Source organism: Cognatishimia sp. F0-27 (assembly GCF_020667845.1).
In the GTDB taxonomy this organism is placed as follows: Bacteria; Pseudomonadota; Alphaproteobacteria; order Rhodobacterales; family Rhodobacteraceae; genus JAFMPQ01.
Genome location: NZ_JAFMPQ010000014.1, coordinates 14,833 through 36,079, shown reverse-complemented (window position 1 = coordinate 36,079; position 21,247 = coordinate 14,833). Strand labels below are relative to the sequence as shown.

Annotated in this window: 19 protein-coding genes and 1 pseudogene; 7 read left to right on the top strand and 13 right to left on the bottom strand. The window is 62.2% G+C overall.

Going from position 1 to position 21,247, the window contains the following annotated elements; translation table 11 throughout:
- Nucleotides 1-42: 42 nt before the first annotated feature.
- The 6 genes from uvrC to fsa all read right to left on the bottom strand — a co-directional run bounded on the left by uvrC (nt 43) and on the right by fsa (nt 6,079).
- Nucleotides 43-1,911, bottom strand: a complete 1,869-nt coding sequence (gene uvrC / locus J1C49_RS09480; protein WP_227445578.1) for an excinuclease ABC subunit UvrC — start codon at nt 1,909-1,911, stop codon at nt 43-45.
- Nucleotides 1,912-2,236: 325 nt separating this feature from the next.
- Nucleotides 2,237-3,013 carry an SDR family oxidoreductase gene (locus tag J1C49_RS09475; protein ID WP_227445577.1) on the bottom strand — a complete coding sequence of 259 codons (777 nt, stop codon included), beginning with the start codon at nt 3,011-3,013 and terminating at the stop codon, nt 2,237-2,239.
- Nucleotides 3,010-3,981, bottom strand: coding sequence for a calcium/sodium antiporter (locus J1C49_RS09470; RefSeq protein WP_227445576.1), 972 nt, complete (start codon nt 3,979-3,981; stop codon nt 3,010-3,012). Before J1C49_RS09470 ends, J1C49_RS09475 begins: the two co-directional genes overlap by 4 nt.
- Nucleotides 3,981-4,148 (bottom strand): hypothetical protein, encoded by a 168-nt coding sequence (locus tag J1C49_RS09465; RefSeq protein ID WP_227445575.1) that lies wholly within the window; start codon nt 4,146-4,148, stop codon nt 3,981-3,983. Before J1C49_RS09465 ends, J1C49_RS09470 begins: the two co-directional genes overlap by 1 nt.
- Nucleotide 4,149: 1 nt before the next feature.
- A complete protein-coding gene (locus J1C49_RS09460; RefSeq protein ID WP_227445574.1) occupies nt 4,150-4,947 on the bottom strand; it encodes a S49 family peptidase in 798 nt (265 codons plus the stop codon).
- Between the two features lie 478 nt (nt 4,948-5,425).
- Nucleotides 5,426-6,079 (bottom strand): fructose-6-phosphate aldolase, encoded by a 654-nt coding sequence (gene fsa / locus J1C49_RS09455; protein WP_227445573.1) that lies wholly within the window; start codon nt 6,077-6,079, stop codon nt 5,426-5,428.
- A gap of 138 nt (nt 6,080-6,217) precedes the next feature.
- Between fsa and J1C49_RS09450 the strand changes: the two genes are divergently transcribed.
- Nucleotides 6,218-8,407: a primosomal protein N' gene (locus J1C49_RS09450; RefSeq protein WP_227445572.1), complete on the top strand. Its 2,190-nt coding sequence runs from the start codon at nt 6,218-6,220 to the stop codon at nt 8,405-8,407.
- A gap of 94 nt (nt 8,408-8,501) precedes the next feature.
- Here J1C49_RS09450 and J1C49_RS09445 read toward each other — a convergent pair whose 3' ends face one another.
- Nucleotides 8,502-9,350, bottom strand: coding sequence for a DUF6206 family protein (locus J1C49_RS09445; protein WP_227445571.1), 849 nt, complete (start codon nt 9,348-9,350; stop codon nt 8,502-8,504).
- 183 nt (nt 9,351-9,533) lie between these two features.
- Nucleotides 9,534-10,175, bottom strand: a complete 642-nt coding sequence (parA, locus tag J1C49_RS09440; RefSeq protein WP_227445570.1) for a ParA family partition ATPase — start codon at nt 10,173-10,175, stop codon at nt 9,534-9,536.
- A gap of 330 nt (nt 10,176-10,505) precedes the next feature.
- On the opposite strand from parA, the gene J1C49_RS09435 reads away from it, so the two are divergent.
- Both J1C49_RS09435 and J1C49_RS09430 read left to right on the top strand, forming a co-directional pair.
- On the top strand, nt 10,506-11,177 hold the full coding sequence (locus J1C49_RS09435; RefSeq protein WP_227445569.1) for a hypothetical protein: 672 nt from the start codon (nt 10,506-10,508) through the stop codon (nt 11,175-11,177).
- A 114-nt stretch (nt 11,178-11,291) separates the two neighbouring features.
- A complete protein-coding gene (locus J1C49_RS09430; protein WP_227445568.1) occupies nt 11,292-11,777 on the top strand; it encodes a HugZ family protein in 486 nt (161 codons plus the stop codon).
- A 25-nt stretch (nt 11,778-11,802) separates the two neighbouring features.
- On the opposite strand, the gene J1C49_RS09425 is transcribed toward J1C49_RS09430, so the two are convergent.
- Together J1C49_RS09425 and J1C49_RS09420 are read right to left on the bottom strand one after the other, a co-directional pair.
- Entirely contained in the window at nt 11,803-12,216 is a 414-nt protein-coding gene (locus tag J1C49_RS09425; protein WP_227445567.1) for a DUF4864 domain-containing protein, read from the bottom strand.
- 408 nt (nt 12,217-12,624) lie between these two features.
- Complete coding sequence (locus tag J1C49_RS09420) at nt 12,625-14,202, bottom strand: lysine--tRNA ligase (protein WP_227445566.1); 1,578 nt, start codon at nt 14,200-14,202, stop codon at nt 12,625-12,627.
- 179 nt (nt 14,203-14,381) lie between these two features.
- On the opposite strand from J1C49_RS09420, the gene J1C49_RS09415 reads away from it, so the two are divergent.
- On the top strand, nt 14,382-14,753 hold the full coding sequence (locus tag J1C49_RS09415) for a tellurite resistance TerB family protein (protein ID WP_370639391.1): 372 nt from the start codon (nt 14,382-14,384) through the stop codon (nt 14,751-14,753).
- A gap of 203 nt (nt 14,754-14,956) precedes the next feature.
- Complete coding sequence (locus tag J1C49_RS09410) at nt 14,957-15,385, top strand: L,D-transpeptidase (protein ID WP_227445564.1); 429 nt, start codon at nt 14,957-14,959, stop codon at nt 15,383-15,385.
- Nucleotides 15,386-15,484: 99 nt separating this feature from the next.
- On the opposite strand, the gene dacB is transcribed toward J1C49_RS09410, so the two are convergent.
- Nucleotides 15,485-16,981 carry a D-alanyl-D-alanine carboxypeptidase/D-alanyl-D-alanine-endopeptidase gene (dacB, locus tag J1C49_RS09405; protein ID WP_227445563.1) on the bottom strand — a complete coding sequence of 499 codons (1,497 nt, stop codon included), beginning with the start codon at nt 16,979-16,981 and terminating at the stop codon, nt 15,485-15,487.
- A gap of 116 nt (nt 16,982-17,097) precedes the next feature.
- Entirely contained in the window at nt 17,098-17,712 is a 615-nt protein-coding gene (locus J1C49_RS09400; RefSeq protein ID WP_227445637.1) for a nicotinate-nucleotide adenylyltransferase, read from the bottom strand.
- Nucleotides 17,713-17,950: 238 nt separating this feature from the next.
- On the opposite strand from J1C49_RS09400, the gene ettA reads away from it, so the two are divergent.
- Both ettA and J1C49_RS09390 read left to right on the top strand, forming a co-directional pair.
- On the top strand, nt 17,951-19,606 hold the full coding sequence (gene ettA, locus J1C49_RS09395; RefSeq protein WP_227445562.1) for an energy-dependent translational throttle protein EttA: 1,656 nt from the start codon (nt 17,951-17,953) through the stop codon (nt 19,604-19,606).
- A 787-nt stretch (nt 19,607-20,393) separates the two neighbouring features.
- Nucleotides 20,394-20,690, top strand: a pseudogene (locus J1C49_RS09390) (IS5/IS1182 family transposase); the annotation flags it as partial.
- A 90-nt stretch (nt 20,691-20,780) separates the two neighbouring features.
- On the opposite strand, the gene J1C49_RS09385 reads toward J1C49_RS09390, so the two are convergent.
- A complete protein-coding gene (locus J1C49_RS09385; RefSeq protein WP_227445636.1) occupies nt 20,781-21,242 on the bottom strand; it encodes a DUF411 domain-containing protein in 462 nt (153 codons plus the stop codon).
- Nucleotides 21,243-21,247: the final 5 nt, after the last annotated feature.

The window sequence follows — 21,247 nt, the reverse complement described above, 5'->3', positions numbered from 1 at the left end:
TGAAATACTCCGGGGTCTGGGGCAGCGCCCCAGCGGCCTGCCTCAGGCGCGCTCGTGGAAATAGGCGTAGATCCGTTCGGCCAGCGCCTCGCTGACCCCATCCACCGCCTTGAGATCGGCAAGGTTGGCGCGGCTGACCGCCTTCGCCGATCCAAAATGCGCCAGGAGCGCCCGCTTTCGGGCCGCCCCCACGCCCGGCACCTCGTCAAGCGGGTTGGCAACCTGCGCTTTCGCCCGTTTTGCCCGATGCGTGCCGATCGCAAACCGATGCGCCTCGTCGCGCAGCCTTTGCACGAAATACAGCACCGGATCGTTGAACCGCAGCGCAAAAGGCCGCGCCCCCACACGGTGGAACTCCTCCTTGCCCGCATCCCGGTCAACGCCCTTGGCCACACCAACGAAGGGAACATCCTCGACCCCGTGTTCCGCCATGATTTCGGCCACAGCCGAGATCTGCCCTGCCCCGCCGTCAATCAGCATCAGATCCGGCCACAAGCCCTTGTCGCGGTCAGGGTCTTCCTTGAGCAGCCGCTTGAGTCGCCGGTTGAGCACTTCTTTCATCATTCCGAAATCGTCACCGGGGGTGAGCTCATCACCGCGAATGTTGAACTTGCGATACTGGTTCTTCATGTAGCCTTCCGGCCCCGCGACGATCATCGCCCCCACCGCATGCGCGCCCTGAATATGGCTGTTGTCATAAACCTCGATCCGCTGCGGCGGCCCGTCCAGACCAAACGCCTCGCCCAGCCCCCGAAGCAGCTTGGCTTGGGTCGCGGTCTCTGCCATGCGCCGGCCGAGGCTTTCGCGGGCATTGCGCGCAGCACCATCGACCAATTCGGCCTTCTCGCCCCGTTGCGGCACGGCAATCTCGACCCGGCGGCCAAGCTTGTCGCTCAGCGCGTCGCACATCAGGTCGTCATTCTCGATCCCATGTGACAGCAACACCAGCCGCGCCGGCTCCTTCTGATCGTAGAACTGGCCGAGAAAGGCTTCCATCACCTCGGCCTCGCTCACATCCTCGCCAACGCGCGGATAGAAATCCCGGTTGCCCCAGTTCTGGTTGGCGCGGATGAAAAAGACCTGAACGCAGGCCTGTCCGTGCTCCATATGAAGCGCGATCACATCCGCTTCGGACACACCTTTTGGATTGATGCCTTGCGCGGTCTGGACCTGCGTCAACGCGCGGATCCGGTCGCGCAAGGCCGCAGCGCGTTCAAACTCCATCGCTTCAGACGCTTCGGCCATCTGCGTGGCAAGCTCTTCCTGGATCCGCGTCGACTTTCCGGACAGGAACCGCTGAGCATCCCGGACGCTTTCCGAATAGCCCTCGGCGGAGATCTTGCCGACGCAGGGCGCACTGCATCGTTTGATCTGATGCTGCAAACAGGGCCGGGTGCGGGTCTCAAACATGGAATCCGAGCAATTGCGCAACAGGAACGCCTTCTGCAACTGGCTCAGGGTTCGATTGACCGCACCCGCGCTCGCAAAAGGACCAAAATACTGGCCCGGTTCCTTCTTGGCGCCGCGATGCTTCTTGATTTGCGGGAACGCGTGGCCGGTCACGATGATGTTCGGGAAGCTCTTGTCGTCACGCAGGAGCACGTTGAACTTCGGCTTGAGTTGCTTGATCAGGTTCTGCTCGAGCAACAGCGCCTCGGTTTCCGTGCGCGTTGTGAGAAACATCATCGACGCGGTTTCGGAAATCATCCGTTCAATGCGGCGCGAATGCCCGGCGGGCCGCGCGTAGTTCGAAACGCGCGCGCGCAGGTTGCGCGCCTTGCCCACGTAAAGCACCCGGCTTTGTCCGTCGAGCATCCGATAAACGCCCGGAGAACTGTTCAGAGTCTTGAGGTAATCTTGGATAACCTGGTGGCCACGCGGGCCAGGATCGGTGCTCTCCGTATCAGTCATGGTTCAAGAAATTTCCGTGTTCTTCCAGCTGTGATTCGACGTTCCTGATTCTCCATGCCGCACCAGCACAATGAAGCGCTTTGGTTCAACCCCGATAAGGTCCACCGGTTCTGTGGACAACTCTGCGGATTATTTGTCCTGAAGAAGGATTTTTCGTTGTATTTCGCCCCCTTCGTTAAAACGCCTAAATTTTAATCAATTCAATAACTTGCTGTAATAAAAAAGAAATTTTTTGATGATTTCCCAAATATCTGAAATCATTAAAGCTTTTGTAACGCTTCCGTTACGGCAATGTGACCGGTGCACAACCCTGAAACCGGAGCGGTCATTCGACCCCCAGAACGTCCGGAGTTTCCCATGCAAGATGCTGCCCGCCGTCAATGCACAAAAGCTGTCCCGTCACCGCAGGCGCGCTCAGGAAATATCCCAAGGCCCCGGTGATATCCTCACGATTCGCGCCTCGGTTGAGAGTGGTCGCAGCGCGCTGCCTGGCGAAATGCTCTTCGCTTTGTCGTCCCCCGCGCAAGGTCGGGCCAGGACCGATGGCGTTGACCCGCACGCGCGGCGCCAAAGCCTGTGCCGCAGTCTGCGTAAACCCCCACAGCCCCACCTTGGCGATGGTGTAGGTCATGAATTCCGGCGTCAGCTTGCGCACGCGCTGGTCGATCATGTTCACGACCAACCCCTGCGCCACAGGTTCACCCATGGCGTCCGTCAGCGGTGCTGGCACTTGGTCGGCCAAGGCCTGCGTGAGCACAAACGGTGCACGCAGGTTGCTTTCGATATGTCGGTCCCAGCTTTTGCGCGTGGCTGTTTCGATGTTGTCATATTCAAAGATGGAGGCATTGTTGATGAGTACCGTGATCGACCCACCCAGCGCGTCGGCAGCCGCAGGCAGAAGCGCCTCGACATCGCGCTCCTCGAGAAAATCCGCCTGCAGGCAGGCCGCCTTGCGTCCCATCGCGCGGATCTCGCCAGAGACCTCTTCGGCCGCCGCGCGGGAGCCCGAATAATGGATCGCAACATCGTGACCCTGCTCGGCCAGATACATTGCCATCGCGCGCCCGAGGCGCTTCGCTCCACCGCTCACCAATGCTCTCATATCGCGACGCTTCCCATTCCCATGCTCAAGACCACACCGATATAGGCTATATAGAGCACGGAAAGCGTAATGCCCCATCCGCGGCCAAGATCGCGACCGAGATAGACAAACGGAATGAGCAGGAGCGATGCCGCGAGCATGACCCAAAGGTCGAAGCGCAGGAACGCCGGATCGACGGGCATCGGCGCGATGAGTCCCGCCACGCCGATGATCGCCAACAGATTGAACATGTTGGATCCGATCACGTTGCCGATTGCCACATCGGCCTGCCGCCGCAAAGCCGCCATGACCGTGGTCGCAAGCTCGGGCAAGGACGTGCCCAATGCCACGAGCGTCAAGCCGATCACCGTGTCCGGCACACCGAACATGACGGCAATCTCCGTTGCACTGTCCACCAGAAGATCGGCGCCCAGTGGCAACCCGATCAGTCCCAACCCGAGATAGAGGACGATCTTCCACCACGGCATGTCAGGATCCGCACCCTCGGGGTCATCAAGATCCTCGACCGCCTCACCATTGCGTCGATGCGCAAGCGCATCCCGCAACGCGTCGCCAAGCATGAGTGCCAGCGCCGCGAGAAGAATAACCGCCGCGATCCAGTCGAAAACGCCGCGAAATGCCAGGACAATGAACAGGCCCGTTGCCGCGAGCATCTGAAGATAGCTCTTGCGCGTATCATGCGCCGACGTGTGCATCACGGCGAGCAACGCCGGCACCCCCAGGACCAGAAGAACATTTGCCGTGTTCGATCCCACCACATTGCCAAGCGCAATGCCTGGCACACCGTCCAGAGCCGCCTTGATCGAAATGAGCAATTCCGGCGCTGATGTGCCAAAAGCCACGATTGTCAGGCTGACGATCAAGGCCGGCACACCCAACCGCAGCGACAGGTTCACCGCGCCCTTCACCAACGCGTCTCCTGCCAACAACAGGATGACCAGCCCAAGCGCCGCATAGGCGAAGACCATCAGGTTTTTCCTTTCCCGCAAGGACACGGGCCCTTGCCGATCCGGAAGCGGCCACAAGACTTGCAGCGGGCGTCTGCCAACCGTTGCATTCCCGGCACGCGCCATTTGCCGAACATTGCCAGCACACCCATACCGATCAGAAAAAGGGATACGATCTTGATGATCACGTCATAATCCAAACCGGGCATATTCTGCGCGGTCTTCCAACTGCGTCAGCGCCCCTGCCACCGTCTCCATGCCAAGCCGCGCGAGCAACGGCTTGCGCGCGTCATAGCGACGGAACCGCACCTTGTCGCCGTAACGCGCTTTCATCACCGGCACCAGCTGGCCAAGCCCGTCGGCGAGACCCACATCGACCGCGCCCTGCCCAAGCCAGATCTCGCCGGTGAAAAGATCAGGGTTATCGCTCAGCTTCTCGCCTCGACGACTGCGGACCTGCGCGATGAAGGTTTCGTGCAGATCCCCGAGCAGACGATCAAGCCGCGCAACGTCTTCCGGTTTTTCCGGACGGAACGGGTCCATCATGCTCTTGGATTTGCCGGCCGTATGCACCCGGCGTTCGATCCCATAGCGCGCAATCAGGTCGTGCAGACCGAAGCCTGCGGAAATCACGCCGATGGAGCCGAGGATGGACGACGGATCGGCGATAATCTCATCTGCAGCGCTGGCGATCCAATACCCGCCGGACGCGGCCACATCCTCGACAAACGCAATCACCGGCACATCGGTCTCTTCGGCAAGCCGCCGGATGCGCCCGCCGATCAGGGAAGACTGAACCGGTGAACCGCCGGGTGAATTGATCTCGAGCGCCACCGCATCCGGCTTGCCACGCCGGAACGCCTTTTCAAGAATGGCGGCCACGCCGCGGTCCGAAAGGGAGCCCCGTCCGCCCGTGCCGATCGCCCCTTGCAGCCGGACCACCGAAACCGTCGGATCGTTTTTCAGGAAAGGAACAAAACGCTTCATGTCGCGTGATGTAGAGGCCACAGGCCGATGAAACAAGACAGGCCCCTGATAAAGGCGCCTGCGATGCCTTCATGGCAGCCTTAGAGCGGCAATGCGGCCACGCCCCCCCCCCTTGCTCCGCAAGGGCCCTCCCCCGCGCCCCAGTATCACGGGCTTCATCTTCAGCCATTGAACCAGCCGATCACACCCTCACACCCAGCCCGGTTCGATCGGGGCCGCGTGCAAGACGACGCCTGCGCGGATGCGCCCCCGAGCGCCAACCCGCCGCCTGTAAAACGGGATCCACAACCCGTCCGCCCGCAAGGCCCGGTCAGGACGGGAGCCGCCCAGCTCAATTTTGCGCGCAACCCGTCCCCCCTTCTTTGGGCTTACAATATCCCGGGGAGTTTGAGGGGCTGGCCCCTCAATATGCCACCGCGCCACAGGGGGCTACCGCACGCTTCCGTGGCAGCGGTAAACACCCGGAGACCGGACGGTCTCAAAGGATCTTGATGCCTGCTTTCTCGACATCCGCCATGAAGCCGGCCAGCCCCTTGTCGGTCAGGACGTGGTTCGCCATGGCCTTGATGACCGCCGGGGGAGCCGTCGCGACATCGGCACCGATTTTCGCGCATTCCGACATATGGTTGGCAGACCGGATCGATGCGGCGAGAATCTGGGTTTCAAACCCGTAATTGTCATAGATCTCGCGGATATCGGCGATCAGCTCCAGCCCGTCGGTGTTGAGATCGTCCAGACGCCCGATGAAGGGCGAAATGAACGTGGCGCCGGCCTTCGCCGCCAGAAGCGCCTGGTTAGCCGAAAAGCACAGCGTGACGTTGACCATCCGCCCCTCGTCCGTGAGCGTCTTGCAGGCCTTCAGACCATCCCATGTGAGCGGAACCTTCACGGCAATGTTGTCTGCGATTTCGGCCAGCTTGCGCCCTTCTGCGATCATCGCATCGGCCTCGAGTGCGACCACTTCCGCTGAGACAGGACCATCCACCATGGCGCAAATCTCTTTCGTAACCTCCAGGATATCGCGGCCGGATTTTGCGATAAGCGACGGGTTTGTGGTCACACCATCCACCATGCCCAGATCGTTGAGTTCGGCAATCGCCTCGATTTCGGCTGTATCGACAAAGAATTTCATGCACACTCTCCTTTTTTGCGCAGGCTTGGCATTTTCCTGCCCGTGTCTTACCCCAGATGGAAAGGAGCGGAAAGGCCGCTCCGTTTGCGCTAACGACCTCAGTGTCTGGAAAAGGACCAAGCGCTACGGGCGCACGACATGAGCGAGTATTTTGAACACGGCAGCTTGATCGGCGTGGTGACAACGCAACCGCTGGACCGGGTGCTCGATTACCGTGCGCCTGAAACGGGGTGCCGTCTTGGGGATTTTGTCGAGGTGCCGCTTGGACCCCGCAAGGTTCTGGGGGTGGTCTGGGGGCCGGGCCGCGGAGATTGGGATCTGTCGAAGGTGCGTGCCGCCTTCCGCGTGCTCGACGCGCCCCCGATGACAGAAGAAATGCGCCAGTTCCTTGTCCGAGCCGGCCAGTATACTTTGACACCTCTGCCCGCCATGTTGCGCTTGGCGACGCGTGCCCCGGGCCTCGGCGATCCACCCTCTATGCGCCGGGTCTACCGCCGCGGGGACGGCACACCGCCACGCATGACCGATGCGCGCGCCCGCGTGATCGCCGCCGCCGAGGAGATGGGCGGGCTGGCCCTCACCCTCAAGGAACTGGCCGAAACCGCGGGCGTGACCAGTTCGGTGGTCAAGGGGCTCGTCGCGTCCGGCGCCATCGTCGAAGAAGACAGCCCCCGCGACACTCCCTTCCCGCGGCTCGACCCGGAGTTCGGGCAGAAACCCCTGACCCAAGATCAGGAAACCGCGGCAGAGCGGCTGCGCGCGGGGCAGTGCTCCGGCGCCTATCAGACGGTCTTGCTGCGGGGTGTCACCGGTTCGGGCAAGACCGAAGTCTATCTCGAAGCCGTCGCCGAGGCGTTGCGCCAAAACCGGCAGGCCCTTGTTCTGTTGCCGGAAATCGCCCTCACGTCGGAGTTTCTCGCGCGGGTAGAGGCCCGTTTCGGGGCGCGCCCCGCGGAATGGCATTCCGGTGTGACCATGACAGAACGACGCCGCGTCTGGCGCATGGTGGCCGAAGGGCACGCGCAGATGGTGATCGGCGCGCGCTCCGCGCTTTTCCTGCCCTTCCAGCGCCTCGGACTGATCGTCGTCGACGAGGAGCATGACACGTCCTACAAGCAGGAAGACGGCGTCCTCTACAATGCGCGCGACATGGCGGTGCTGCGCGCGTCGCTGTCGGATGCGCAGGTCGTGCTGGCCTCGGCCACGCCCTCACTGGAAAGCTGGGCCAACGCGCAAGCGGGCAAATATGACAAACTCACGCTGACCTCGCGCTTTGGCCCGGCCGTGTTGCCGCGTATGGGCGCCATCGACATGCGCGCCGAGGACCTGCCCGGCGCGCGCTGGATCTCCCCGAGCCTTGCAGGCGCCGTCCGCAAACGGATGGAGACGGGTGAACAGGCGCTGCTGTTTCTCAACCGGCGCGGCTATGCACCGGTCACGCTGTGCCGGGCCTGCGGCGCGCAGGTGGCGTGCGATCATTGTGACGCACGGATGGTGGAGCACCGGTTCCTCAAGCGCCTGGTCTGTCATCAGTGCGGTGAAAGCAAACCGGTGCCCACCGCCTGCCCGTCCTGTGAGGTGGACGGCAAGATGGCTCCGGTCGGCCCCGGCGTGGAGCGACTGGCCGAAGAAGTGGCCGATCTTTTCCCCGAAGCGCGTGTCGCGGTGCTCTCCTCCGATCTCTATGGCACCGCGCGCGAACTCAAGGCCCAGATCGAGGCGATCGCCGGGGGCGGAGCCGATATCATCATTGGCACACAGCTTGTGGCCAAGGGGCACAATTTTCCCAACTTGACGCTTGTCGGGGTGATTGATGCGGATCTCGGGCTTCAGGGATCGGATCTGCGCGCCGCCGAGCGCACCTTTCAGCTTATGCGGCAGGTAGCCGGCCGGGCGGGACGCGCCGAAGCGCCGGGAGAAGCGCTGTTGCAGACTTTCCAGCCGGAGCACCCGGTGATCCGCGCCATCCTCGGCGGCGACGAGGAGGCCTTCTGGGCGGCGGAACTGGACGAGCGTCGCGCCGCGGGGATGCCCCCGTTCGGCCGTCTGGCGGGTGTGATCCTGTCGGGTTCGGACGTGGCACAGGTCTTCGATCTTGGCACGCATCTTGCGCGGCATGATCGACCGTTGCGAGCGCTTGGCGCACAGGTTTATGGCCCCGCTCCCGCGCCGATCGCCCGGGTGCGCGGGCGGCATCGGGTCAGGCTTCTGGTCAAGGCTCCCAAAGGGGTTGCGCTGCAACCGGCGCTTTCGGATTGGGTCGGCGGGCTGCGGCTCAAAGGCGATCTTCGGCTTGCTCTGGACATCGACCCGCAGAGCTTCTTCTGAACCGTGTGTCCGGGCGGCTTCGTCGGTAGCGAGGGGCCAGCCCCTCGCGCTCCCCGGGATATTTGATGCCCAAAGAAACAGTCGGCTTGCTGCCTCAGATATTTGGTTCCCCCTGAAGACCGAGAATCTTCCGAAAGCCGGTCCAGTACCCCGGCAGCCGCGGCGGACGATCGAGACCGGCCAGAGCCTCTTCTGCCCAGGGCTGCATCCGGCGGCGCGTGAAGTCGCGGCCCCAGTCGAGATAGGCAGCCGCGTCATCCGGGCGCAGGCGACAGGCCGAGCCGACCAGTCCGACCAGCGTTTCGGGCGGGCTGTACCATTCATCCTGGATCGCCGTGACCGTGTTTTGCAGCAAAGGCCCCACAAGACGCATCAGCCGCTTTTCGGAATAGGTCAGCAGCATTCTGCCCATTTCTGCCCGGGTGTAGTGGATGAGCGGGGGGAACGTATCGAAGAACACCGCTTTCTCCTCGTGCCAAGCGAAGTTTCGGATCGATGGGTGGAAGCCGATCCGGGTATCGCTGTTTTGAACGGCGGTCCAGAACGTTGCGATCACCGCGCCTGCGCCTTCCATCATGACAAGCGTTTGCTCAAGCGATTCTGATTTCATCAGCGGTCGCATGAGGCTCGTTTCAGGCAGTGCCTCCTGCACGATCACCGGCACCGGCCCTGCAGGCGTGTTGACCACCTGCATTTCCGTGTCAGGCAGCGCGACGCCGGCCGCGATCAATGCGGCTACGTAGTCCGCGTGGCAGCTGACCAGTCGCTGCAAGGTTTCCGCATCACCCGGGCTGCGGTAGATCTTGATCACCCGGTCAGAAAGCGGGCCGGATCTGGGGCGAAAAGGCGCACAGAAATATCCGAGGCGCGAGATCGGCTGCGGACGATCTTTCTCGGAGAGGACGAGAGCGCGAAGCGCATCGGGATCGGTCTGCAAGGTCATGGCGTTGACTCCGTGATGTGGCGCCCCCGTGCCCGAGGTCGCCCTGGCATGTCGTCCTATCGCCCATTCGTGGACACAAGCAAAGCAGACGCCGCAGGCCCTTGAGGTCTGGGGAGGTGCCTTGGACCTAGCGCAAGGCGGGCGGGAGCGAAACCACCCGCGTGCGGCGTGCTCGCGGTGGGCTCAAGGGGTTTCCAGCATCTGCGCGATCTCGTCGACAAGAGCCGACAGCTCGTCGCGGGCAGGCGTCCGTGCCAGTTCGGCGGCGCCGCGCCCTCCGCCCATTGCCTCTGCATAGCCAACCCGGTTGGCCAGACGCGCCCGCGCCAACGGTGCGTCGAGCGCTTCGGCAGCCTGTGCGATCTCGGCCCCGAGCCGGGTGCCTGTCCGTGTCCGGTTGAGCACCACCAGCGCCGCCTTGCCTTCCCGTTCCGCCAGATCAAGCACCGACTCGGTGGCCCACAGGTCGACGTGACTGACGGCGACCGGCACCAGCACGAGATCCGCCACACGCAGCGCCGGGCGCAGATCGCTGTCGGCCTTGGGCGGCGTGTCCACAATGACGATATCCGCGTTTTCGGTCAGCTTGCGACATTCGTAAGAGATGCCCCAGGCAGAGGATGTGGCGAACTCCATGCCTTCGCAGGCCTCCGGGTCGCGTTCCATGCGCGTCATGAACCAACGCCCCAGACTGCCCTGCGGGTCGAGATCGACAAACGCCACGCGGAGTCCGCGCGCGCGGAACCCCAGCCCGACATTCACGGCCAGCGTGGTCTTTCCGGACCCGCCCTTTTGTTGCGCAATGGTGATGACCCGGCCCGGCATGCTGCTCCGCTCGTGTTTTGCGTGTCGGCGACACGCTTATCCAACCCGCATTGTGCATGCGCAGCACGAAATGACCAGTGCTGCCGGGCCGCGCCATGGTCGCAGCCCTCACGCGCCGAGCCGTCCGTCTCTGCGGGCCACACCCCGATACGGTGGCTCCCGCAGGGCAGGCACGCAGATGCGATATGCCCAAGCACCCGCCGCAAGGGCGCACGCCACCCGTGGTGGGTGGGGAGGCGCTCCGGATCAGCGGCAGGCCTTAACCACACGTTAACCAAGTTTAAGCAAGGCTGAGTCCGTGGCTTTGTCGCAAGACTGGAAGGAGGCCGAGTGCAGTTCCGGCACCACATCGCTATGTTGCTGCTTGCAATGATCTGTGCCGACGCAGCACGGGCCGGGGCATGGCCGCGTGAACAAGGGACCTGGTTTCTGTCCGGCAGCGTGACGCTGGGCTGGCCACAGGACATGACCACGGCCACGTCGCCTGAGCCGACGCAACAATATAACGCGCTCTATATCGAGTACGGTTTGAGCGACCGCTTGACACTTGGACTGGATCTCGGGCGCTCGGTCTCCGGCGGCGGCAAGACGATCGCATTTCTGCAATACCCGCTGCGTAACCAAGACACTGGCCTGAAAGCCGCCGTGCAAATTGGACTTGGCACGATCGACGAAGCCCCCGTGATCCGGCCCGGCTTTTCGCTTGGCTGGGGCTATGAAAGGGGATGGTTTTCGGCAGACGGCGTGGCGGAATTCGGCATTCAAACGCAGGAAACCGATTGGAAACTGGATGTGACCCTCGGGCGCCGACTGAATCGAGACCGGAAACTCATTCTTCAGATGCAGATGGGCGCCCCGTCCAGCGATCCGCCATTTGCGCGGTTTGCGCCGTCGATCGTTTTTCCGCTCAACGAGCGGCTCAAGCTTGAGACCGGAGGGGTCTGGGGGGTGACCGGTGACACTCAGATGGGCCTGAAGATCGGCCTCTGGGCGGAGTTTTGAACGCGGCAAAACCGGTCTCGCCATCGCAAACGGCCTTGTCCGAAGAGCCCGATACGCGGTGTATCGGTCTTGTCCGCCCTTGCAGTGAGACACGGAGGCAGTAACGTCTGTTTCATGGTTTCTCCGATCCGCCCTACCAATGACGACGCACGCGCACTCGGCCGGGCCCTGATCGAGACAGCGCGCTTCGCATCTCTTGCGGTGATCGACCCGGCAAGTGGTGGGCCGTTGGTAACGCGGATAGCCTGCGTGGCCGGACCTGACGGGATGCCGCTCTCGCTGGTGTCAGACCTGTCGCAACACACGCAGGCCCTCAAACGCAACCCGGCCTGTTCGATGTTGGTCGGGGAGCCGGGCCCCAAAGGCGACCCGCTGACCCATCCACGACTCAGCCTGATGGGGACAGCGCGCTTCATCCCGCATGGCGCGTCCGACCATGCCGCGCTTTGCCGCCACTACCTGAAGCGCCAGCCCAAGGCCAAGCTCTACATCGGATTTGCGGATTTCGCGTTTCTGAGGCTCGACATGAAGAGCGCCCATCTCAATGGAGGCTTTGGCAAGGCGTTTGTCCTGACACCGGACGATCTTCGCCCTGAATGACCGGCTTGCGACGCAGAGCCTGCGATCAGGCGGCCACTTGAGGGCGCGCGATGATCTGCACCGCCGAAATGGTCCATCGGTCGCCCGTCTGCTCCATCCGGTAAGCCAGTTCATGCGTTTGGCCGGTATCGTCCGTGACGATCACCCGCTGCCAGAGAGCGCCTTCCGCGGTCCAGAGTTCGCCAAAGCTCACCGACGCCGGGCGCCACACCATCGGATACCCCTGCATCACCATGGCGGCAAACGTCTCGGGGGTGCGGAACATGCGTTGGATCGACGGGCTGGCGAAGTCGAAAGCGGTCGTGAAGTCATCCTGGAGAAAAGCGTCGATCTGTTGCTGGATAACGGTTTCAATCGCCGCACTTTGCTCGGTCGACTGAGCGCTCAGCGGCGCGGCCATCACGGCGGCAAGGATCAGTCCAGTCAGGGCTCTGCGCATCGTTGGTCTCCTCTTGCGGTCCGACAAGGGTAACGCAAAAGTGGCCCTTGGGAAGCACTTTGGGTGAAAATGCCCCGGTCAAGCCGGGTTTTCCGCCATGCTTCAACAGGATGCACCACGCCATCGACGCGGGCTATGTCGGTGTCTGGGGGCGTCATGCCAGTGTCAGCCGTCCCGCGCATGTGAATCCGGACCTCGCGTCTTGCGCAAGCCAAAGCCATGGACGGACAAGGAGCACGCACCACAACCACGTGGCGCCGACGCCGCTTAAGCCTTCCAATGGACCGTCGCTCGGATCACGGCCCGCTCGGCGGATCAGACGGTTGTAGAGGGTCTTTCGACAAGCAAGAGGAGATGCCAAGACGCATCGGCACCTCCCGCAAACCGGACAGAAGGAACGGGGGTTGCTCAGCCGAGCGACCCCGCCAATCCGCTGTCAATCAAATCCGCGGAGTCCGCAACGCCGTAAAGCGCGATGAACCCGCCAAAGCGGGGGCCTTGGCTCTGTCCGAGAAGAACCTCGTAGAGCGCCTTGAACCAGTCGCGCAGCGGATCAAACCCATGATCTTTGCCCACCGCAAAGACCAGCGACTGCAGGGTCTCGTCATCCGCCGTGCCATCAAAGGCGCGCAGGCGGTCGCGCAAGTCCTCAAGCGCCGCGCGCTCCTTGTCATCCGGTGCCCGGAAGGACTTCGACGGTTTGACGAAATCCTCGTAGTAGCGCACCGCGAACCCCGCCGCGGCATCAAGATCCGGATGGGTTTCGGGCGTGGCCTCAGGCGCGTAGCGGCGAATGAAGCCCCAGAGCGTTTCCCGATCTTCCGCCCCCGCTGCACTGGCGAGGTTGAGCAACATCGAGAACGGCACAACCATTTTCGACTCCGGCGGGTTGCCCGCATGGATGTGCCAGACCGGGTTGTTGAGCTGTGCCTTGAGGTCCTGACCGGGGTAGGCGCGCAATTGCTGATGGTATTCATCCACCGCCTTGGGGATCACATCCCACCAGAGCCGCTTGGCCGTTTTCGGCTTCTGGAACATGAAATAGCTCAACGATTCGGTGGCCGCATAGGTCAGCCATTCGTCAATCGAGAGACCGTTCCCCTTCGACTTGGAGATCTTCTGTCCTTGGTCGTCAAGGAAAAGCTCATAGGTGAAATGCTCCGGCGGGCGCACGCCAAGCGTCCGGCAAATGCCGTCATAGATCGGCGTATTGGTGCTGTGATCCTTGCCATACATCTCGAAATCGACACCAAGCGCGGCCCAGCGCGCCCCGAAATCGGGCTTCCACTGGAGCTTCACGTTGCCGCCCGTGACGGGCAGCGTCCATTCGCGCCCGTCGTCATCATCAAACGTGATCTCGCCCCGGGCCGCATCCACATGCTTCATGGGCACGTAAAGCACGCGCCCTGTCTCGGGATGAATCGGCAGAAAGATCGAATAGGTCTGCTGTCGCTCCTCGCGCAGAGACTTCAGCATGATCTTCATCAGGTCATCGTATTTCTCCGCCGCGCGCAGCAGGATCTCGTCAAACTGGCCGGAGCCGTAAAACTCGGTGGCGGAAATGAACTCATACTCGAAGCCGAAAGTGTCGAGGAACCGGCGCAACATCGCGTTGTTGTGGTGCCCGAAGCTTTCAAACTCGCCAAAAGGATCCGGCACGGAGGTCAACGGTTTTTGCAGATGCTCATCGAGCGCACGTGGGTTCGGCACGTTTTCCGGCACCTTGCGCATCCCGTCGAGATCATCCGAGAAACAAATCAGCCGCGTCGGAATATCGGAAATCGCTTCGAAGGCACGGCGGATCATGGTGGTCCGCGCCACCTCTCCGAAAGTGCCGATATGCGGAAGCCCCGACGGCCCGTAGCCCGTTTCAAAAAGGACATACCCCTTTTCGGGCGGCGATTTCTCGTAGCGTTTGAGCAACCGGCGCGCTTCTTCGAAAGGCCAGGCTTTCGCTGTCATGGCGGTGTCGCGCAGGTCGGACATGGGTGTGTGACTCCTGATTTGATCGAGATCCGGCACGCTTCTTACGCCGGAACCTGCGCTTCCTATTGCGGGGGCGGTGCCGCGTCAATAAATTGCATGGGATCATGACCCGCAAAGGCAGTGCCCCGATGTCCGCAACAAACCTCTCCGTTTCACCCCAGGACTGCCTCGTGGCCCTGATGATCGCGGTCTCGGCCTCCGACGAGACCGTTCGGACCGAAGAGTTGGTCAAAATCGACCAGGCCGTGAGCAATCTGCCGGTCTTTCTCGATTATGATGCCGACCGGGTGCGGGAAATGGCCCGGCTCGTTTTCGACTTCCTCGAACAGGAAGACGGGCTTGATGCGCTCTTTGGCTTGCTGCGGGAGGGGCTTCCGGAACGGCTCTACGAGACGGCTTATGCTCTGGCCTGCGACGTTGCCGCGGCGGATGGCACCCTCCAGGAGACGGAATTGCGTCTGCTTGAAGAGATTCGCTATGAGCTGGATCTTGACAGATTGCACGCCGCAGCGATCGAGCGCGGCGCGCGGGCGCGCCATTTGCGGGCCTGACAGGCCCGCAAACGCGGCCCGGCCGCACCCAAACGATAACGGTGCGGCCCAAAACGTTTCAAAGTGATAGAAATTGTCATGAAAAGGGCACCGAGGTCAGGAATCTCCGACTGGCCAGGACGCTGACCTGTCGTAAACTTTTCGCGGCTGCCACAGCCTCATGAAAAATTGATCGTTGTCTGCTCGTTTTCGGAGGATTTCTTATGAACCGCCTGTTTCTCACCCTGTTTGGGGTGATCGTTCTTTGCCTCATGCCAATCCTTGGCGCCGCCGCACCGCTCGTCGCGAAGGTCGATATCTCGTCTCAAACCATGACGGTGATTTCCAATGGCCAGGTTGCCTATCAATGGCCCGTCTCGACCGCCCGCCCCGGCAAATACACGCCGCGCGGCCAGTGGAAGGCCAAATGGCTTTCGCGCCACCACAAGTCCAGCCTCTACAACAATGCACCGATGCCATACTCCATTTTCTTCAATGGCAATTACGCCATCCATGGCACCAATCAGGTCAGCCGTCTCGGAAGCCCGGCATCGGCGGGCTGCGTGCGTCTGGCGCCGGAACATGCCGCGGTGCTTTTCCGCATGACCCAAGCGGTCGGGCTCCGCAACATGAAGGTAGTGATCCACAACTGACGCAGTGTCCGGGCGAGCACCCAAAGACGCGATGGCGGAGAGATCCTGCGCCATCGTTCACTGCTGATTGCGGGCCGACCGACGGCGGTGCCGTATGGTCTAGCCGACGTAAACGGCACCCCAACGCTCGATAAGCGCCTGTTGCAGGGCCTTGGCCCTGCGGTTCCATGTGCGCCCACCATCCGGACGTTCCCGTTGGGCTTTTGACAACGCATTGCGCCGATCGAAATTGGCTGAAAACACCGCAAACACCAGCTCTTCGCCATTTGGCAAATCCACGAAGCCGGCGAGGCCGGAGACGAAGTTCAGCGTTCCGGTCTTGGCCTGGACGCTGAGAGGATGGTTCTCGATAATGCGGCGCTCGCTGTCCCGCATCGGGAACGGCTTCATCAGCGATTTCAGCGGGGTGTCCTTCAGTGCGAGCAACCCGGTGACCATGTCTTGCGCGCTGATCCGGCTGGCGTCGCCCAGTCCGGAATGGTCCACAAGGGCTGGCCGGTCCATACCGAGGCTGGTGCGCGCCCAGTCATTCATCGCGTCGGCTGAGGCTTTCAGGCTCTCTGGCGCGCGCCCCAAACGCGCGCGCGTCGCTTGCTGCCCCACCACTTCCGCCGTGAGATTCGTCGAGAATCTCAGCATGTCGCGCAGGATTTCGTCCAGCGGTGCGCTTTCCAGCCGGGTCAGCACGACACCATCCGGCGCGACGTCAGACACCTCCGGGGCCTTGAGACTGATCCCCTGGCTGCGCGCGAACGCCTCGAACACCTCGCCAGCATAGAGCTCGGGTTTGCGCACCGGCAACCAGCGTGCGCCGCCATTGCCCAGCGCGCCGCGGGCAACGGTCCAGTCGTCGCGCCCGCCGCGATCGGCATAGGTGTAGACAGGCACAGAGCGCGCTTCGACAGCCATGCGGGCCATGCGCACCTTGGGGCGATGCGCTGCGCTGCGCGCGTCCATCGTGACCGCATAGCCGTTGCCGCTGCGTTTCCATTCGAAATGCACGCGATTGAAGTTGAGGTTAAGCCCGGAGATGGCGGGGTTGTACCCTACATGGTCCGGCTGTGCAGCGTCGATCATCGGCGAAAACGGCAAGCTGCCACCCCAGACGAGGAAGCGCCCTTCAACCGCCGTGACACCCGCCGCCTTGAGCTGACGCGCCAGCGTCGCCAGCCCGTCTGTATCGAGCGTCGGATCCCCGCCCCCGGCAAGCACAAGATCGCCCTTGACCACGCCTTGCTCGGAGATCACGCCAGTGGTGATCAACTGCGTCTCGAACCTGTAGTCGGCACCCAGAGCATCCAAAGCATAGGCCGCCGTGAGAGCCTTGGCGCAACTGGCCGGCGGCAACGCTTCCGCACCCTCGACGCTTTCCAGAAGCGCCCCGTCCGCGGAGCGTGCAACCGCGCAGCCCACCTGTCCGTCCAGCCGTGCTTTGTCGATGATCGTGGCCGCCGACTCCGGTGTCGGCAGGGGCCGTTCGCCTCCCCGGCCGACTGGCTTCAGGGACCGTAACGGCGCATTCGCGAGCGCAGGGGTCGTCAGCGCCAATGCTGCAACCCCGCTCAGAAAGACTCGTCTACCAATTGCTTGTGTCATAGTGGTTGAAATTTACGATATTCCAAGGGACAGGGCAAACGGATCGCGGACCAATCCGTTCACAACCTTGTCGGTTTCATGCACATCCAATGCCGGTGCGCGCGGGACTGCAAGGGTCAGGTTTGTCGCTGCTGTTCGGCCACCGGCGCGCCGTCAGATGTGGAGCCTGTCCACAGCCCTGCCTGTCGGATTGCCGTTGAACTGGCCTCCGACATTGGCAGGTTCACAAAGCACCAGGCCGGCGCCTCGGCCTGCCCCAAGAGAATACTTGCGCGCGAGGACAAGCGATGGGCGCGCAGCACCCGCGCGGCCGGCCCCAGCCGTGCCGCAATACGCTGCCCGGGGCGCGCCAGGACCCCGATCGGGACGCTGTCGGCAATGTGCTTCCAATCCTGCCAACGGTGAAACTGCGCAAGGTTGTCAGCGCCCATCAGCCAGGTGAATCGCACCGCAGGCCAGCGTTTTTGCAGACGCGCCAGCGTTTCGGCGGTGTATCGCGTGCCTATCCGCGCTTCGATATCCGAAACGCCGATCCGCGGATCGTCGATCAGCGCCCGCGCGGCGGCGATCCGGCGCTCCAGCGCGGCGGGCGGGTTCTCCTTCAGCGGGTTGCCGGGGCTCACGAGCCAGACGACGCGATCCAGCCGAAAGCGCTTCAGCGCCGCTTTGGAAATTGCGACATGCGCTGCATGCGGCGGATCGAACGAACCACCAAGCAAACCGACGCGCATCCCGCGCAACCGTTGCAACCGTCCTTCGAATACCGTGTCGCCGATCACTGCCCTACCGCCTTGCCCGTCTGCCTGCTCGCGTCACCAGGCCTCAGCCTTGGCATTGCAGCGCCATGGTCTCAACCCATTTTCTGCAGCGCGCCCCGGCAGCGGTCACGCAACAGTCCGGCCATTGCCCCGACCGGCTGGCTTCGTTATCTCTGCCGCAAACATCCCACTGGCGCGAAGGATCAACCAAATGGCGGCCTATCAATATGTCTACCACATGGACGGCGTTTCCAAGACGTATCCGGGCGGCAAGAAATGCTTTGAGAACATCAGGCTGAGTTTCCTGCCCGGGGTCAAGATCGGCGTTGTGGGCGTCAACGGCGCGGGTAAATCCACGCTGATGCGGATCATGGCCGGCATCGACAAGGATTTCTCCGGCGAGGCCTGGGCGGCGGAAGGCGCCCGCGTTGGCTACCTGCCACAGGAGCCGCATCTCGACGAAGACCTGACCGTGCGCGAAAACGTGATGCTGGGCGTCGCGGAAAAGAAAGCGAAGCTTGATCGCTTCAACGAACTGGCGATGAATTACTCCGATGAGACCGCCGACGAGATGGCGCAGCTTCAGGACGAGATTGACAGCCAGAACCTCTGGGACCTCGACAGCCAGATCGACGTTGCCATGGAAGCGCTGCGCTGCCCGCCTGACGATGCCTCCGTCACGACGCTGTCGGGCGGGGAACGCCGCCGCGTGGCGCTGTGCAAACTTCTGCTCGAAGCGCCCGAGATGCTGTTGCTCGACGAACCGACCAACCACCTCGACGCCGAGACAATCGCATGGCTTCAGAACCACCTGATTGAATACAAGGGCACCATCCTTGTGGTCACGCACGACCGGTATTTCCTCGATGACATCACCGGTTGGATCCTCGAACTCGACCGGGGGCGGGGCATTCCTTACGAGGGCAACTATTCGAGCTGGCTGGAACAGAAAGCCAAACGCCTCGAACAGGAAGCCCGCGAGGACAAGGCCAAGCAGAAGACCCTCGAACGCGAGCTGGAGTGGATGCGTCAGGGCGCCAAGGCACGTCAGGCCAAATCGAAGGCGCGCATTGCGTCCTACAACGAACTGGCCAACCAGTCCGAGCGCGAAAAGCTGAGTCGCGCACAGATCATCATTCCGAATGGGCCTCGGCTTGGCTCCAAGGTGATCGAAGTGGAAGGGCTCAAAAAGGCCATGGGCGACAAGCTTCTGATCGAGGATCTGAGCTTTTCGCTCCCACCGGGTGGCATTGTCGGCGTCATTGGCCCCAACGGTGCGGGCAAGTCGACGCTGTTCAAGATGCTCACCGGACAGGAGCAACCCGACGCCGGGTCGGTCGAATATGGCGATACGGTCGACCTTGCCTATGTGGATCAGTCGCGTGACGACCTCGAGCCCGATGCGACGGTCTGGGAAGCCATTTCCGGCGGCGCGGAGCTTATCAAGCTGGGCGATGCAGAAATGAACTCACGGGCATATTGCTCCGCTTTCAACTTCAAGGGCGGCGATCAACAGAAAAAGGTTGGCTTGCTGTCTGGCGGCGAACGCAACCGTGTTCACATGGCGCGGCTTCTGAAATCTGGCGGCAACGTCATTCTGCTCGACGAACCGACCAATGATCTCGATGTGGAAACGTTGCGCGCGCTCGAAGACGCGCTGGTCGATTTTGCAGGATGCGCCGTGGTGATCTCGCACGATCGCTTTTTCCTTGATCGGATCTGCACGCATATCCTTGCCTTCGAGGGCGAAGCCCATGTCGAGTGGTTCGAGGGCAACTTCGAGGATTACGAGGAAGACAAGAAACGTCGCCTCGGACCCGACGCCGTCGAACCCAAACGGGTGAAATTCAAGAAATTCGTGCGCTGATCCTGCGTTGGCCCTCCCGCCTGCGCGGGAGGCTGTCGAACCGTCCAAGCCCGGCCATCTTTCGGTCGGGCTTTTCTCTGTGGATGTGTCACACTCTGCGCAGGTTTCACGGGCCGACGGTATCATGGCCTGCGGGCCTCAAGTGGCCTCTTTGACAATTTTGCCGACGATCGGATCGAGCCTGGCTGGCTGCGCAGCGCTCAGCGCCTCGCGCGCAGTCCCACTTCCACGGGTTCGCCACGCGACAGCGGCAAAGGGAGCGCCTCCTTCTGTGGCGCATGACAAACCATGCCGAGGCATGTCGTTGCCCGGCCGCACGGAAGATACGCACAGCGCAGCGATAATCACCAAGGCAAGCGCCGAGCCAATATCAGTGCCAGCGGGACGTCCGCAAGGAAACGCAGAGCCAAATCGCTGACGGACCGCCCAAAAGCGGTTGCCAAAACGAGCAGCGCGCCGCGCCGTTCTGGTTCGACCCGTTTTTTTTGCTTCGTGAACGCAAGGGCGATTATCATCGCCATCTGGCTGTTGGAATAGACCGCCGTGGCGAGCCGAGGAAGCTTGGGATAGTGCGGGATCTGACAACATCCCCCGTGGCATCTCGCGGTATCATGATTGACCGACCCCCAGCTATCTTCGTGCGCGATTTGGCCTGTCTGCCGTCCCGGTAAGCGCCTGCGGAGCGGGTGAATGGCCCTCGAACACCCGGCATCTTGCTGTCGCTGGACCATTCTGCGGAGCGTGCCAAGCCAAGGCGCGCTAGCGCGCCTTGAAGCAGGGCTGACTGTCAAAAGGCAAGTGCGGCCCAAATTCCGAAGCACACAAGATTACCCGCGAAGAAACGAACAATGCATGTCAGGTCGCGCATGACACTGCCATGACCTGCGGTTACGCCATCTCGATGAATTTCCGAAAGAAGATCGAGATGTTCCTTGCGCATCTCGAACGCATACCCGGTCCGGGACGGCTGCGATTGCGCAGACCATGCGGCACAAATGACGAATTCCTCATCGCCGCCACCGCCCACGACCTCCGCAAACTGGCCAAGATGTTTCCTGCACCGCAGCAAATGCGCAAAGCGTGATCACAAAACCGCTGATCCGCTGTTGATGCCGCTGCTTTCGGCATCGGCACCACGTCTTTTCACAGAACCGGCCGTCCCTGTGTGTCGACGCTAGGCGTGGCTTTCAAAAACCTCGGTCGACCCGTCGCGCAATACGAGGAGCGTGTCATAAGCGTCGCGCTGGTTGCCCATCTCCATACCGGGCGAACCAATGGGCATTCCGGGCACGGTGAGGCCGAGTGCGTCGGGGCGCTCGGACAGCAACCGCTGCACATCGCTCGCCGGCACATGGCCTTCGATGAAATAGCCGTCGATGAAGGCTGTATGGCACGAACTCAACTCTGGAGTGACACCAGCGCGGTCCTTCATGGTCCACAGTGTTTCTTGATCAACATCGCGCGCCACGGCCTCAAAACCCGCCCTCGTCATGTGGTCGACCCAAGCCGCGCAGCAGCCGCAGGTGGGCGATTTGAAAACCTCCATTTGACCGAAGCTTGCAAGTGCCGGGCGGCTGAGCGTCGCCACGGCCAAGCCCGATGCAATGCCAGTAAGGACGAAGTGTCTGCGGTTCATCTGTT